This is a genomic window from Nocardiopsis sp. SBT366 (assembly GCF_001083815.1).
Taxonomy (GTDB): Bacteria; Actinomycetota; Actinomycetes; order Streptosporangiales; family Streptosporangiaceae; genus Nocardiopsis; species Nocardiopsis prasina.
Genome location: NZ_LAVM01000112.1, coordinates 1 through 15,135 on the forward strand (window position 1 = coordinate 1; position 15,135 = coordinate 15,135).

Annotated in this window: 12 protein-coding genes; all 12 read right to left on the minus strand. The window is 71.1% G+C overall.

Annotated elements, in window-relative coordinates:
- Nucleotides 1–1,029, minus strand: a 1,029-nt coding sequence (locus ADX84_RS23370) for an FAD-binding oxidoreductase (RefSeq protein WP_234004177.1), incomplete at its 3' end; no start/stop codon positions are given.
- A gap of 195 nt (nt 1,030–1,224) precedes the next feature.
- Nucleotides 1,225–1,737, minus strand: a complete 513-nt coding sequence (locus tag ADX84_RS23375; RefSeq protein ID WP_199776680.1) for a MarR family transcriptional regulator — start codon at nt 1,735–1,737, stop codon at nt 1,225–1,227.
- Nucleotides 1,738–1,946: 209 nt separating this feature from the next.
- Nucleotides 1,947–3,173 carry an aspartate aminotransferase family protein gene (locus ADX84_RS23380; protein WP_049579221.1) on the minus strand — a complete coding sequence of 409 codons (1,227 nt, stop codon included), beginning with the start codon at nt 3,171–3,173 and terminating at the stop codon, nt 1,947–1,949.
- A 500-nt stretch (nt 3,174–3,673) separates the two neighbouring features.
- Complete coding sequence (pheT, locus tag ADX84_RS23385; protein WP_049579223.1) at nt 3,674–6,163, minus strand: phenylalanine--tRNA ligase subunit beta; 2,490 nt, start codon at nt 6,161–6,163, stop codon at nt 3,674–3,676.
- Nucleotides 6,163–7,281 carry a phenylalanine--tRNA ligase subunit alpha gene (gene pheS / locus ADX84_RS23390; RefSeq protein WP_049579225.1) on the minus strand — a complete coding sequence of 373 codons (1,119 nt, stop codon included), beginning with the start codon at nt 7,279–7,281 and terminating at the stop codon, nt 6,163–6,165. Before pheS ends, pheT begins: the two co-directional genes overlap by 1 nt.
- A gap of 188 nt (nt 7,282–7,469) precedes the next feature.
- Nucleotides 7,470–8,705 carry an ATP-binding protein gene (locus tag ADX84_RS23395; RefSeq protein WP_049579228.1) on the minus strand — a complete coding sequence of 412 codons (1,236 nt, stop codon included), beginning with the start codon at nt 8,703–8,705 and terminating at the stop codon, nt 7,470–7,472.
- Between the two features lie 670 nt (nt 8,706–9,375).
- Entirely contained in the window at nt 9,376–10,224 is an 849-nt protein-coding gene (locus tag ADX84_RS23400; RefSeq protein ID WP_049579230.1) for an RNA methyltransferase, read from the minus strand.
- A 30-nt stretch (nt 10,225–10,254) separates the two neighbouring features.
- Nucleotides 10,255–10,626, minus strand: coding sequence for a 50S ribosomal protein L20 (gene rplT / locus ADX84_RS23405; RefSeq protein ID WP_026117095.1), 372 nt, complete (start codon nt 10,624–10,626; stop codon nt 10,255–10,257).
- A 163-nt stretch (nt 10,627–10,789) separates the two neighbouring features.
- The gene (gene rpmI / locus ADX84_RS23410; RefSeq protein WP_017546591.1) at nt 10,790–10,984 is read right to left on the minus strand and encodes a 50S ribosomal protein L35; all 195 of its coding nucleotides are present in this window, start codon (nt 10,982–10,984) and stop codon (nt 10,790–10,792) included.
- 186 nt (nt 10,985–11,170) lie between these two features.
- On the minus strand, nt 11,171–11,848 hold the full coding sequence (gene infC, locus ADX84_RS23415; RefSeq protein WP_082206735.1) for a translation initiation factor IF-3: 678 nt from the start codon (nt 11,846–11,848) through the stop codon (nt 11,171–11,173).
- Between the two features lie 298 nt (nt 11,849–12,146).
- Nucleotides 12,147–12,983, minus strand: a complete 837-nt coding sequence (locus ADX84_RS23420; protein ID WP_049579235.1) for a shikimate dehydrogenase — start codon at nt 12,981–12,983, stop codon at nt 12,147–12,149.
- Nucleotides 12,983–15,135: endolytic transglycosylase MltG (mltG, locus tag ADX84_RS23425; RefSeq protein ID WP_049579237.1), on the minus strand; the 2,153-nt coding region annotated here is incomplete at its 5' end. The genes ADX84_RS23420 and mltG, both read right to left, overlap by 1 nt.

Sequence of the window (15,135 nt, forward strand, 5' to 3'; positions counted from 1 at the left end):
CGAGCGCCAGAGCTCAGCGATGGCCTGCGGCGCGGTGGCGCCCTCGTTGTCCTCCGAAGCGCCGAGGCGGTGGGGCGCGCCCCGGCCACCGATGGCGATGCGGTCGTCGGCGGTGCGCTGGGCGTAGACGTAGGAGTGGGCGGAGTCGCGCAGGAGCTCACGGCCCTGCCAACCGATGCGTTCCCACAGGTCGGCGGGGATCGGCTCGGTGACGATCATCGAGGAGTACATGGGGCGCCACCGGCGGCGCTGACCGCGCAGGGTGGAGGTGAAGCCCTCGGTGGCCCGCAGCACGTGGTCGGCGCGGACGGTGCCGTGCTCGGTGACCACGGACGGGCGCTCGGAGCCCTGACGGGGTCGGATCTCCGTCACCGGGGTGTCCTCGAAGATCTCCACGCCCAGGGCCTCGACCACCCTGGCCAGGCCGGTGACCAGTCTGGCCGGTTGGACACGGGCGGCGTGCGGTGAGTAGGCGGCCGCGACGGCGCCCTCGACCGCGATCGGGGGCGCGTGGTCCAGGTCCACCATGTGAATGTCGTCCGGCCAGTACCCCCAGTCCTGGAGGTAGTCGATGTGGGCCTGGAGGCGTTCGCGCTGGGCGGGGTTGCTGGCGACCACGCGCATGCCGCCCTTGACGACGTCCGCTTCGATCCCCTCGGTCTCGGCGACCGAGACGACCTCGTCCACGGTGTTCATCAGGGCGCGCTGGAGGGCGATCATGGCGGGCTTGCCATGTGACCGTGCGTAGTCTTCCTGGGAGCCGGAGAACTCGGCGGACAGCCACCCTCCGTTACGCCCCGAGGCCCCGAACCCGGCGAACTCCCGCTCGACGACGCAGACGCGCAGGTCGGGCTGGTCCTTCTTGAGGTAGTAGGCGGCCCACAGGCCCGTGTACCCGGCTCCGACCACGCAGACGTCGTAGTCGGCGTCGCCGGGGAGCGGGGCTCTGCGCTCGGGCAGACCGTCCTCCCGGAACCAGAAGGAGACACCGCCGTTGGCGAAGCGAGAGGACCGGGGAATGGGCCTCATCTGGGCAGCAGTGGTGAACAGCCTCATCATTCCCCCCGGAACCTCAGTGCTCCCGACCCACCCCGCGTTGGGCCCCCGAACTCTGGCCAACCTACATGGGAACGAACGCGGATGGGATGTTTTCTGCACATTCACGTGGATCGCCACACCACTGAGTGGGGATTCGACTACGCAGAGTCCTCATTCGGGCTCGCGTCAGCCGCGGGCACTGTCACGGAGCGTACGCGCGATGGCGGCGAGTTGTCGAACCCCCGTCTCACCGAGCGGTGCGAGGACGTGCTCCCTGAGGCGTTCGACGTGTCTCACCCGTGCGGCGACGATGAACTCCAGCCCCTCCTCGGTGAGGGTGGCGTAGACGACCCGGCGATCGCTCGCACAGTTGTGTCGTTCCAGGTAGCCCTCCTTCTCCAAGCGGTCGGCCAGCTTGGTGAAGCCACCCGTGCTGAGACTGACCTCGCGGGCCAGGCGGCTCATCGGCAGCTGGTGCCCCGGGGTGCGCTGGAGGCGGATGAGGACCTCGAACCACGGCCCGGCCATGTCCTTGCCGTCCGGAGTGATCCCGTGCAGAAGGCGAGGCTGGATCGCGTTCATCGCCTCGTGCACCAGCCCCCAGGCCGTGATCAGGTCGTCGTCGCTGGCCCCGGAGTCCTGCGGTTCGACGGTGTCCGCACCGTCCCGCTCCTCCGTGGCGTCGCTCTGTGCCGTCATGGACCGCTCCCTGTCGTGTGACCGGGGGCCTCGTCCACACGCACCCCCGAAGAAGTATCTTCCCAGTAAATATTACTGCACGATACGAGCACCTGACAGAGGTTTCCTGGGAAAATAACCAACCCACCGGCGCCGTGCACCGGTGGGTTCCTCGGATCCTGCTGTGGGTCCTTCTTCCGGGGAGCCCGGAGTGACCGGGCTCCCCCTCGTCAGTGTCGGGCCATGACCGCGTCCAGGGCCGCCGACAGGGTGGACGTCAGGTGCTCCACCTGCTCCCAGGTGATGACCAGGGGCGGCGAGACCAGCAGGGCCTTCGGGACCGGCCGGACGATGACGCCCCGCATACGGGCCTCGGCGAAGACCTCCGCCGTGGTGATCCCGCGCTCGGTGAGGGCCTCCTCGGTGAGCTCCACCGCGCCCATCACCCCCATCCCGGAACGGACCTCGGCCACCAGCGGGTGGTCGGCCAGGCCGCGCAGCGCGGAGTCCAGGTGGGTCTCCACCTCACGGGAGACCGTGAACAGGTCCTCGCGCTCCAGGATGTCCAGGTTGGCCATGGCAGCGGCGCAGGCCGACGGGTGCCCGGCGTAGGTGGTTCCGTGCAGGAACGGGTTTCCCTCCTCGTTCCAGAAGGGATCGGCCACGCGACCGTTGACCACGACCCCGCCCAGCGGCAGGTATCCGCTGGAGACGCCCTTGGCGAAGACGATCATGTCCGGGCTGACCCCGAACCGCTCGATCCCGAACCAGTTCCCCATGCGCGCGAAGCCGCAGATCACGCTGTCCACGACGAAGAGGACACCGTACTTCCGACAGATCCGCGCCACGTCGGCGAAGTAGTTCTCCGGAGGCAGGAAGACCCCGCCCGCACCGATCACCGGCTCCGCGAAGAAGGCGGCCACCCGGTCCGCCCCGACCCGCAGGATCTCGGCCTCCAGAGCGGCGGCGGAGTCGTGCGGGACCACCGAGGTGTCCTCAATGAGGTTCCCGTAGCCGGAACGGAAACGCTCCATGCCGATGATGCTCGTGCCGAAACCGTTGAGGCCGTGGTAGCCCCCGGTGCGGCTGATCAGGTGCTGCCGCTCCGGCTGGCCCTGCGTGGCCCAGTAGGCCCGTGCCAGCTTGGCGGCGGTGTCGATCGACTCCCCTCCCCCGCAGGTGAGGATGATGCGCGGGTCGTCGACCGGGGCGTGGGCGGCGAGGCGGTCGCTCAGCTCCATCGCGGGTACGTTGGCGAAGTCCCCGTAGACGGTGTAGGCGTCCAGGGTGCTCATCTGTCGGTGGACCGCGTCCGCGATCTCCGCGCGACCGTGCCCGACGTTGGAGTACCAGAGACTGGCGGTGCCGTCCAGGTAGCGGTCACCGAACTGGTCCCAGAGCCAAACGCCCTCGGCGCGGGACACGACGAACTCCGGGCCCTTGGCCACGGTGTTCATATCACAGAAGGTATGCCAGAGGCGGCTGGGCTCCCGGTGTTCCTTGGGAGCGAGCGCGGACGAGACAACCGTTTCGGTCATATGGCGACCTCCGAGCCGTGACATGCGCGAGAACGCGCAGCGGAAAACGGATCTGACCCCTTCCTGGGGCGCCCAGGTCGTGGCAGGTACTCGCAGGCTAAGTTCTCATGCCGCTCCACAGCAAGAGCCAAAACGAGCTTTCATGCCCCGAAACCCAAACTTCATTCCGGCTACCCCCGGCGCCTCGCGCTAAAACCCTTACTACGCTGGAAAGACGTGGCTGCAATTTCCTTGAAATCCGAACGCCGCCGCCACGCGTTTCACAACAGGTGGCGGACGTGGTCCTTCCTTCTCGGCGGTGTCCGGACCCCGCTCCCCCTGTCGTAACACAGAAGGGTGGGGCGGGTCCTCCTCCTCAGGGAGTACCCGCCCCACCCTTCCCGCGACCCCGTGCCCCTTCGGACCGGAGCCGGCCGGGATCAGCCGCGCAGGACCGCGCCGGTGCGCTCGGTGGCCAGGGCGACGGCGGCGTCACGCGCGGCCCCCGCCTCCTCGGCCGTCAGCGTCCGGTCCTCGGCCCGGAAACGCAGCGCGAAGGCCACGGACCGGCGGCCCTCCCCGACCTGCTCGCCGGTGTAGACGTCGAACAGCCGCACGCTCTCCAGCAGCGGGCCGGCCCCCTCTGCCAGAGCCTCGCTGATCCGGCCGACCGGCACCGAGGCGTCGACGACCAGGGCCACGTCCTGGGTGGCCACCGGGTAGGTCGACACCGACGGCGCGGGCGAGTCCGTTCGGGCCCGCTCGACGCCGTCGAGGTCGATCTCCGCCGCGGCGGTGCGCTCCGGCAGCCCGAACGCCTTGACGACCCTCGGGTGCAGCTCACCTGCGTGGCCGACGAGCACCCGTTCGCCCTCGACCCGCACGTACAGGGCCGCGCAGCGGCCGGGGTGCCACGGCGCGCGGGCGTCGGCCTCGATCTCCAGGTCGACCCCGGCGACACGGGCGACGTCGCGGGCGGCCTGGATCGCGTCGGCCCAGGTGGCCGCGCGTCCCTCGCCCCACCAGCCGGCGCGCTCGGCGTCACCGGTGATGACCACGCCCACGCGGCGCGGCTGCTCGGGCAGGGCGGCGTCGACGAGCGCGAGCTCCTCGGCGCTCGGACCACGGTCCACCGGCAGGATCGGAGCGCGGGTGGCGCCGGGAACCGGCAGGTACACCAGACCCGTCTCGAACAGCGCGACGTCGGTGAGGCCCCGGCCCACGTTGCGGGCCAGCGCCTTGAACAGCCCCGGCAGGAGGGTGGTCCGCAGCAGCGGCTCCTCCTCGTTGAGCGGGTTGGCCAGGCGCAGTGACGCACGGCGCGGGTCGTCGGCGGCCAGCTGCAGGCCGTCGAGGTCGCGCTCGGCGGTGAACGGGTACGAGAGCACCTCGTTGAAACCGGTGTCGGCCAGAACCCGGCCGACCGCCCGGCGCAGGCGCTGGCTGGAGGTCAGGCCCCGTCCCGAACCGCTGGGCCGGATCGAGGGGATGTTCTCGTACCCCTCGAAGCGGATGATCTCCTCGGCGAGGTCGTTGGGGTCGGTGATGTCGGGCCGCCAGGTGGGCGGGGTGACCCGCAGCAGGTCCCCGTCCGTCTCGACCGCGCAGCCCACGGCGCGCAGCCACCGCTCGCTGGTGCCCTCGGGGTAGTCGACGCCCGCCACGCCCGAGGCGTGGGAGGCCCGGATGACGATGGGCTCGCGCGGGGTGCTCTCGTCGACCACCGTGTAGGCGGTCTCGACCGTGGCACCGCCGAGCTCGGCCAGCAGCTCCACAGCTCGGGTGGCGGCGACCAGCTGCCCGGCGGCGTCGATACCGCGTTCGAAGCGGCGGGAGGCCTCCGAGGAGAGCTGGTGCCGCCGGGAGGCGCGCGCGATGCTCATGGCGTCGAAGTGAGCCGCCTCGACCAGGACGCTGGTGGAGTCCGGGCCGATCTCGGTGTCGAGCCCGCCCATCACACCGGCGACGGCCTGGGCGCCGGAGTCATCGGCGATGACGATGTCGTCGGAGTCCAGGGAGCGCTGGACGTGGTCCAGGGTCTCCAGCTTCTCCCCCGCCGCGGCCTGGCGGACCCGGATCGCGCCGTTGACGCGGTCCCGGTCCCAGGCGTGCAGCGGCTGACCGAGTTCGAGCATCACGTAGTTGGTGACGTCCACAGCCAGGGAGACGGGGCGGACCCCGCTCTGGTGCAGTCGGCGCCTCATCCACAGCGGGGTGGGGGCCTGCGGGTCGAAGCCGGTGGCGCCGCGCAGCACGAGGCGGTCGCAGCGCGCGGGGTCCTCGACCGAACCCGGGTGGCCGGGGCCGGTGGTCCCGGCGACGGTGACGTCGGCGGGGTCGTGGAGCGCGACCCCGTACAGGGCGGCGACGTCACGCGCCACGCCGCGCAGGGACAGCGCGTACCCGCGGTCCGGGGTGACGGCGATGTCGAGGACGTCCTCGCGCAGGCCGAGGGTGGCGATGGCGTCGGCGCCGATCTCGGCGAAGCCCTCGGGCAGCACGACGATGCCCTCGTGGTCCTCCCACAGGCCGAGTTCGGTGGCCGAGCAGATCATGCCCGCCGACATCCTCCCGTAGGTCTTGCGGGCACCGATCCGGAAGCCGCCGGGCAGTTCCGCCCCGGGCAGGGACACCACGACGAGGTCGCCCTCGGCGAAGTTGCGGGCGCCGCAGACGATCTCCTGCGGCTCGCCGGTGCCGTTGGCCGAGCCGACGTCCACCCTGCAGTAGCGGATGGGCTTCTTGAAGCCGGTGAGCTCCTCGATCTCCAACACCCGTCCGAAGACGACGGGGCCGGTCAGGTCGGAGCCGAGCTCGTCGACGGTCTCGACCTCCAGCCCGGCCAGCGTCAGCCGGGAGGCGAGGTCACGGGCGGAGACGTCGGCCGGAAGCTCGACGTACTCACGCAGCCAGGTCAGGGGGACGCGCATCAGTTCTCACTCCCGAAGGCCGAGGTGAAGCGGATGTCGCCCTCGACCATGTCGTGCATGTCGCGCACCCCGTGCGCGAACATCAGTGTCCGTTCGATTCCCAGGCCGAAGGCCCAGCCGCTGTGGACCTCGGGGTCCACGCCGGCGGCGGTGAGCACACGCGGGTTGACCACGCCGCAGCCGCCGATCTCGATCCAGCCCTCGCTGGAGCAGGTTCGGCAGGGCCGGTCGGGGTCGCCCACGGAGGCGCCCCGGCAGACGAAGCACTCGATGTCCACCTCGGCGGAGGGCTCGGTGAAGGGGAAGTAGGACGCGCGGAAGCGGGTCCGCAGGCCCTCACCGAAGACGGACTCCACGAACGCGTCGATGGCGCCGCGCAGGTGCGCCAGGGTGATCCCCTTGTCGACGACCAGGCCCTCCAGCTGGTGGAAGACCGGGCTGTGCGTGGCGTCCAGCTCGTCGGTGCGGAAGGTCTTGCCGGGCGCGACCACGTACACGGGCAGCTCGCGCGAGAGCAGCGCGCGGATCTGGACCGGGGAGGTGTGGGTGCGCATGACCAGGCCGGACTCGCCGCCGTCGGGACCCTCGACGAAGAAGGTGTCCTGCATGCTGCGGGCCGGGTGGTCGGGCTGGAAGTTGAGGGCGTCGAAGTTGAACCACTCCGCCTCGACCTCGGGACCCTCCGCGACCTCGAAGCCCATGCCGACGAAGACGTCGGTCATGCGCTCGGCGACGGTGGTCAGCGGGTGGCGGGCCCCGCGGGGCGTGCGGTCCCAGGGCAGGGTGACGTCGACGCGCTCCTCCACGAGGACGCGCTCGTCGCGCTCGGTCTCCAGCACCGCCTGGCGGGCCTTGAGGGCCTGCCCGACGTCGCGTCGGGCGCCGCCGACGCGCTTGCCCGCGTCGGCCTTGGCGGCCGGGGGCAGGGCGCCGATCTCCCGGTTGGCCAGAGCCAGCGGGGAGCGGTCGGAGGCGTGCGCGAGCCGGACCTCCTTGAGTTCGGCGAGGTCGGCGGCGGCCTCGATGGCGGCCAGGGCCTCCTCGCGCATGCGGGCGACCTCGTCGGGGTGCAGGGAGGTCACCTCGACCGGGTCGAAGGAATTGTTCGGTGCAGACATGGTTGGTTGCCTCGCCGTCACCGGCCCTCCACGGAAAGCGGGGACCGGCGCGGCAGTCACGGTCCGCACGGGGGCGGACGAAGCCGACAGGAAAAGCACAGGCGGTTTCGGGCAGCCCGGGAAGGTTTCCGTCGCGGGGTCCGGGACATGCCACGTGCGCCCACCGGGGGGCCGAAGGGTCTGAGGGCTCAGACGAACTCGGGCGTCCCGGCGGGCACGGTAAATCGGAACTCGGCGCCGCCGTTGGGGGCGCGTCCGACGGTGATCGTGCCGCCGTGGGCCTCGACGAGGCCCTTGACGATGAACAGTCCGAGGCCGGTTCCGCCACGGCGCTTCCCGCGCCAGAACTGACGGAAGACGCGCGGAACGGTCTCGGGTGCTATGCCCTGGCCTTCGTCGCGCACCGACACCGCTGCTCCTCCTTCACACGGCTCGATCACGACACTGACAGTACCAGCGCCGTGCCGCACCCCGTTTTCCACGAGATTGGAGAGGATCTGTTCCAACTTGTCGGAGTCCAGCCACATCTGCGGGAGTTCTCCGCGGGCTTCGACCCGGAAGCGCTCCTCGGCGTAGCCGGAGGCGACACGGCTGGCGACCAGACGGCGCACGGCCGCGGGCAGGTCGACGACCTGGCGGTGCACCTCCAGGCGGCCGGACTCGATGCGGGAGACGTCCAGGAGGTCGTGGATGAGCCGGGTGACGCGGTCGGCGTCGGCATTGACGGTCTCCAGCATGAACAGCTTCTGCTTGTCGGTGAGCCGTTCCCACTTGTTGAGCAGGGTGGAGGTGAAGCCCTTCACGCTGGTGAGCGGGGAGCGCAGCTCGTGCGCGACCTCGGAGACGAGGTCGGCACGGGAGCGCTCGGAGCGGGCGGAGGCGTCCCTGACTGTGAGGACCAGGCGCACGAGGTCCCCCCCGGGCCGGGCCCGCACGTAGCGGGCGGAGACGAGGATCTCGCGTTCGTCGGGCAGGCAGAGCACGCGCTCGGGCTGGCGGGTGCGTTCGCGGTCGCCTCCGTAGGGGTCGCTGGACTCCCACCAGTTGTGACCGTCCAGACCCTTCAGTGGCAGGGCGGCGCGAAAGTCCCGGCCGATCGCGGAGGCCGCGGAAACCCCGGTCAGCTGCGCAGCGAGGGTGTTGAAGAGGACGACCCTTCCCCCCGCGTCAGCGACGACCACTCCGTCGGGCAGGTCGTCGGCGTGCAGGGGCGGACCGTCGGCCGCAGAGGCGGTGTCGACCTCCCACAGAGCGGACGCGGCACCGCGGCGACGCCCGCCACGGGGGTCCGCTCCCTGGACGCCCTCCCTGTCGGCCGGGACGTCGGTGGTGTGTCCTTGCCCTGGGACGGGGTCCTTTGAGGGTCGCGCCGCCGCACCGTCAGAGTCCTCCGCCGGTTGGCCCACGTGTCGGCCGCTGCCCACGCCTCTCCCCGCTCCCCTCCGAAGGTCCGCGACCACAGGACTCCTGGGTCGGGATCGCTGACCGGTCGTGCCCGTGGGCTGAACTCCCCGGACACCACCGCAGATCTACCCTGCACTCCCACCTGGTACGCCTGATGACCCGGGATACGGAGTCACCCGGAACCCGGGAGACGGCCACCGGTTCCGTCACCGCCGTCCGAGATGGTCGGACGCACGTCGGCTCCGGGGCACGCCCGCCGCAGCGTTCGGGCTCCGTGTGCTCACGCCCTGTCGTCAAGCCCGTCGTGTCGTGGCGGACACGCGCACCGTCCCACCCGTGACAGGGATCGGGCGGGGGTGGACAAGCGGGATGCGCGTGAACCACCGTCGTACTGGCCCGACCCTATCGACACTCGAACCCCGTGCACGTGCATTTCGGATGGTTGAGGCGACCTGTTACCGAGCGTGTACACCGCCCCACGCTCCACCCCGGGTCAGCCACCCGAAGGTGACGCGGAGTGATGATCGGGCGCGGTTCCGCCACGCCGGAGAGTCGGCTGAACGGGTTCGGGGGCGACGCCCCCGGAGCCGCGTGAGAACTCGCCAGGGGACCGTCAGGAACGGGACCGGATCCAGCCTTTCGGCCCCGCCGTAGACCGGGGGGCCGTGCTGCCGGACCTGCTGGGGTGGCTCAGGCGCGGCGCTGCTGGCGGGCGGTCGTGTACAGACAGACCGCCGCGGCCGTGGCCAGGTTCAGGCTCTCGGCCCCGCCGTAGATCGGGACGCTGACCGCGCCGTCCGTGAGCTGGACGATCTCCTCCGGCAGACCCCAGGCCTCGTTGCCGAAGACCCAGCCGACCGGGCCGTCCAGGTCGCCGTCGTCGGCAAGCTGGTGCAGGTCGCGGTCGCCGCTGCCGTCGGCCGCCCAGGCCTTGGCCCCGACGCCGTGCAGGAAGTCCACCGCCTGGGCCACCGGCACCCCCACCACCACGGGCAGGTGGAACAGGCTTCCGGCGGAGGCGCGCACGCACTTGCCGTTGTAGGGGTCCACCGAGGCGTCGGTGAAGATGACGACGTCGGCTCCGGCCGCGTCGGCGGTGCGCAGGACCGTACCGGCGTTGCCGGGGTCGCGCACGTGGGAGAGGACGACGGCGAGCCGCGCGTTGGAGACGCTCTCCAAGGGGACGTCGACGAACTCGCAGACCGCGATGACCCCCTGCGGGGTGATGGTCTGCGCCAGTTCGGACATCACGTCGAGACTGACCCGGTGGGTGGGCACGCCCGCTGTGTGGGCGGCGTCCATCAGGTCGATGTGGCGCTGCATGGCCTCCGCCGTGGCGTAGACCTCGGCGACGCCATGGGCGGCCCCGTTGTAGGGGGACCGCCCGTGGCCGCCGTTGACGGCGGCCAGGGCCTCCCGTACGGCCTGCGGCCCCTCCGCGAGGAAGCGCCGCTCACGCTGACGGAAGGTGCGCTTGGCGAGCCGCCGAACCCCCTTGATCCTGGGTGACCGGACACTCGTGAACTCGTGGCTCGCCATCGCTACCCGTCTGGTTCTTCCGACTGCCCGCTAGGCCGCGGCGGTGGTGGGGAGGGCCTGCTTGGCCTTCTCCACCAGGACGGCGAAGGCGGCCTCGTCGTTGACGGCCAGCTCGGCCAGCATGCGACGGTCGACCTCGATCTCGGCCAGCTTCAGACCCTGGATGAGACGGTTGTAGGTCAGGCCGTGAGCGCGGGAGGCGGCGTTGATGCGCTGGATCCACAGACGACGGAACTGCCCCTTGCGGTCCTTGCGGTCCCGGTAGGAGTAGGTCATCGAGTGGAGCATCTGCTCCTTGGCCTTGCGGTACAGACGCGAGCGCTGCCCGCGGTAACCACTGGCCCGGTCGAGAACGACCTTGCGCTTCTTCTTGGCGTTGAGAGCCCGCTTCACGCGTGCCACAGTGACTCCCTCATTGGTTCTTCCGGCGCGCACGGCGCGCCGACCGGTCCGGCCAGGACGCACCCAGCGGCCGCGTTCGCTTCAGGTGGTTGTCCTCCTGGCGCCTCAGCGCGCCGACGGGGTCGGGCGCACGGGCTGGCCAAGGAGGACGGGTGCTCCGGTGCTACTTGCCCAGGAGCTTCTTGATGTTCTTGGTGTCGGCCGGAGCGAGCTCGGCCTCCGTGCCCAGCTTCCGCTTGCGCTTGGAGGTCTTGTGCTCAAGGATGTGGTTCTTGTTGGCACGGCGGCGCATGATCTTGCCGGAGCCGGTGACCTTGAAACGGTCCTTGGCTCCGCTGTGGGACTTGTTCTTCGGCATGTCGCCGTCGTCTCCTACTCCGTCGGCGCGGCACCCGCACAGGATGCGGACACCGCGATTGTTCCGCCACTACGGCGGGGTCCCGTCGCACACCGGTGCATCACGGACTGGTCGGGCGCAGCCCACCCCACCACCCGGTCGTCGCCTTGGACGGCGTCCGGGCGGTGGGGGACTCCCCCTGGCGCCTTACGCCTGGTCGCGCTCGTCGCGGCGGGTCTTGTCCCCCGCTGCGGCGCGGGCCTCGGCCTTGTGCTCGGAACGCCGCTTGTGCGGACCGATCACCATGACCATGTTGCGGCCGTCCTGCTTGGGCTGGGACTCGACCGTGCCAAGATCCTGGACGTCCTGGGCCAGACGCGCCAGCAGCCTGCGCCCGAGCTCGGGCCTGGACTGCTCGCGGCCACGGAACATGATCGTCACCTTGACCTTGTCCCCGCTCTTGAGGAACCGAACGACGTGACCCTTCTTGGTCTCGTAGTCGTGCGGGTCGATCTTCGGGCGGAGCTTGATCTCCTTGATGATCGTGTTCGACTGGTTCTTGCGCGACTCACGGGCCTTGACCGCGGACTCGTACTTGAACTTGCCGTAGTCCATCAGCTTCGCGACCGGCGGGCGCGCGGTCGGCGCGACCTCGACGAGGTCGAGGTCCGACTCCTGGGCCAGACGCAGCGCGTCCTGCACGGAGACGATTCCGACCTGCTCACCGTTGGGTCCGACGAGTCGGACCTCGGGCACCCGGATACGGTCATTGATGCGGGGCTCTGTGCTGATGAGACCCCTCCCTAGCTTTCTCGGATTACCTGGGACCGGCCGCCCACCCCGTGGTGGTCGGCCTGTTCGACCGGGTCGCCCGTGCTTGTTCAGGCCACCCGCCCGCGTTGGGGTCTCACCAAAAACGAAAAACCCCGCCAGCGTGTGCAAGCGGGGCGATCCGACCGGATGTTCACGACGGAACCGCGAACCAGGACGACGGAACCCGTACACGGGTGTCCGACGTACTCGGGGCGGCGTGCCCATCGTCTGACCGGGACCCACACGGGCGCGGCCCGGTAGGTGGGAGGATCATCTCCGCTTGCGGCTCCGGCGTGTCAGACACACCGGACCAAGTCGATGACACCCAATATAGCAGGACCCCGCGACTGCCCGACCACCGTGCCGGGGGTCAGTGGGCGACCCGGGCGGAGCGCCGGAGCAGTTCCGCCTCCCCCGCGGCCCTCATGGGCTCCACCGGGACGTCCTCGATCCCCGTCATCAGGCGGACCTGGGCGACGGCCTGGTGCAGGAGCATCGGGAACCCGCCGACAACGCGCCCGCCACGGGCCGCCACCGCCGAGGCGGTGGCGGTCGGCCATGGGGCGTAGATCACGTCGAACAGGTCGGCCCCGGAGGCCCCGATCCGAGTGGCGTACACGTCCGTCGCCCCCGAGGGCAGGGTGGAGACCACGAGGTCCGCGTCCAGGTGGTGCTCGATCTCCGCCAGCGGCGCCACCCGGACGGGGCGGCCGAGGCGCTCGGCCGCCGACGCGACCTCGCCTGTGCGCGCCGTGTCACGGGCCAGGATCGTGACCGGTCCGGTCGTGCCCAGCTCCCGCAGTGCCGCCAGGGCCGAGGCCGCGGTGGCCCCGGCGCCCAGGACGAGCGTGCTGGCCGGGACCCTCACGCCCCCTTCGGTCAGGGCGGCGGCGATCCCCTCGACGTCGGTGTTCAGCGCCGACCACCCCGCCCCCCGGCGGACCAGGGTGTTGGCGCCGCCGACCTCCGTGGCCAGGTCGGAGACCTCGTCCGCCAGGTCCATGGCCCGTCGCTTGAGCGGCATGGTCAGGGAGAGTCCGGCCCACTCCGCCGGGGCCAGGTCAGCGAGGAACGGGGCCAGCCCCTCCTCGTCACACTCGAAGAGCCCGTAGGACCAGTCGCCCAGGCCCAGCGCCGTGTAGGCGGCCGTGTGCAGGACCGGGGAGAGGGAGTGGGCCACCGGCGAGCCCAGGACAGCGGCGCGCATCACTCCTCGTTTCCACCGTTGTAGGTCTCCTGGAAACGTTCCTTGAGGACTTCGAACTCCGCGTGGGTCTCGGCGAACTCGGTGACACCAGCCTCCGGGTCGGTGGCCACGAAGTACAGCCACTCACCGTCCGCCGGTTCCAGTGCGGCCTCGATGGCCTCCTGGCCCGGGGCGACGAACGGGCCGGGGATCAGCCCGGTGCTGTAGTAGGTGTCGAACCCGCTGGTGTCGTCCCGGCACTGGATCAGCTGTTCGTTGTTCAGCGCGATGCCGTACTCACCGATGGCGTAGAAGCAGGTGCTGTCCATCTGGAGCGCCATGTCGATGTCCAGGCGGTTGTGCACCACCCGGGAGATCTTCGGCATGTCCTCGGCCCGGCCGCTCTCCGCCTGGACGATGGAGGCGATGGCCATGATCTCGTTGGAGTCGTACCCGAGGTCCGCGGCGCGGGACGCCAGGTTCACCTCCTCGGCGACCTGCCGGTACTGGGTGACCATGGTGCGCAGCATGGAGAGGGCCTCGGTGTCGGGCTCGAACCGGTACGTGGACGGGAACAGGTAACCCGCCGGACCCTCCGAGGCGTAGTCGGGCAGGCCGAGCTCGTCGGTCTGTTCGTACGCTTCCTCGAGCTCCTCCAGGCTCAGCCCCGTGTTCTCGGACAGGAGCTGGAGCACCTGGTCGGAGCGGAGCCCCTCGCGGATGGTGACCCGCCCGCCGAGACGGTTCTCCGGGTCGAGCAGGGCCGCCACCGCGCTCTCGCCGCTCATGCCCTCGGCCAGGGAGTAGGTGCCCGGAACCAGTCCGTCGCCCTCGCTGGAGCTGAGCGCGTTGGTGAAGGACCGCACACTCGCGACCACGCCCTGGTCCACCAGGCTCTGGGCGACAGCGGTACCGCTCTGCCCCTCCTCGATGGCGAAGACGACCTCGCCCTCACCCTCACCGGAGAAGTCGGGCGGGAACACGTAGGCACGAGCCACCCCGTAACCGCCACCCGCGACCACGAGCAGCAGGACCAGGACGAGCAGGACCGTCAGGCCCTTGCTCTTCCTGCGCTTCCTGGGCTTGCCTTTGTTGAGCCGGGCGGCCTGCGCGGCCTTGGCTCGCTTGGCGCGCTTGCGGTTGGCGCGGCTGTCGCCGTAGGAGGCGGCGATGTCCTCAAGGCTGTCCTCTTCGTAGAGGTCCTCCTCGGGCTCCTCATCGACCTCGGGCTCGGGCTCGGGTTCGGCCCGGCGCCCCCGCTTGGCGCGACGACGGCCGCGACGCCCCTTGGGCTCCTCGTCCTCCGGTTCCTGAGCGAGGAAGGAACCGGTGTCCGTGAGGTGCTGCTCGTCCTCGTCCAGGTTGGACAGCTCCGCGAAGGCACCGGTGTCGGTGACCGGCGCGGCGGCGAAGGCCCCGGTGTCCTCAGGCTCCTCCTCCGCCGCACGACGGGCGCGGCGACGACCGCGACGACCGGTCGGCTCCTCGGGCTCCGGGTCGGGTTCCTGGTCGAACTCGGGCTCGTGTGCTCGGAGGGCCCCGGTGTCCTCGGGCTCCTCCTCCACTCCACGGCGGGCGCGGCGACGACCGCGACGGCCCGCGGGTTCCCCGTCCTCCGGCTCCAGCGCGCGGAAGGCCCCCGTGTCGCGCACGGGCTCGGGCTGCGCCTCCTGGGCGCGCTTGCGGCGGCTCCTCCGGCCCTGGGGTTCCTCCTCCGGGGGGTCCGTGTGGAAGGCGGGGGCGGGTTCGTCGGCGTCGTCGCCCCAGAAGGCGGAACGCGGCTCCGCGGGCTCCTCGGCGCGTGCGCGCCGGGCCCTGCGTGGAGGCTGCTCCTGGGCCGGGGGGTCCGCGGGCGGTTGGGGGGCGCCGGTCCCGCGTGAGGGGTTCTGGGCGCCACCCAGGTTGGCCAGGGCCGCCAGTGCGTCCTGGGTCGCGTCGGCGCTGGGTCGCTGGTGGCTTCCGGTGTCCGAGGGGGAACCCTGCTCGGGGTGCTCGGGTGTCTGCCCGCCGCGTGCGGCACGGCCACCGCGCAGGGCGTCGGCGGCACCGAAACGCCGGGGACCGGCGGCCTGCGGTTCGCCGTTCCACGGTGTCTCGTCCGCGGGCGGTTCGGCCCTGCGGCGGCGACCGGGGGCGGGCGCGTTCCGGCCGCTCGTGTCGGCTTCCCCGGGGG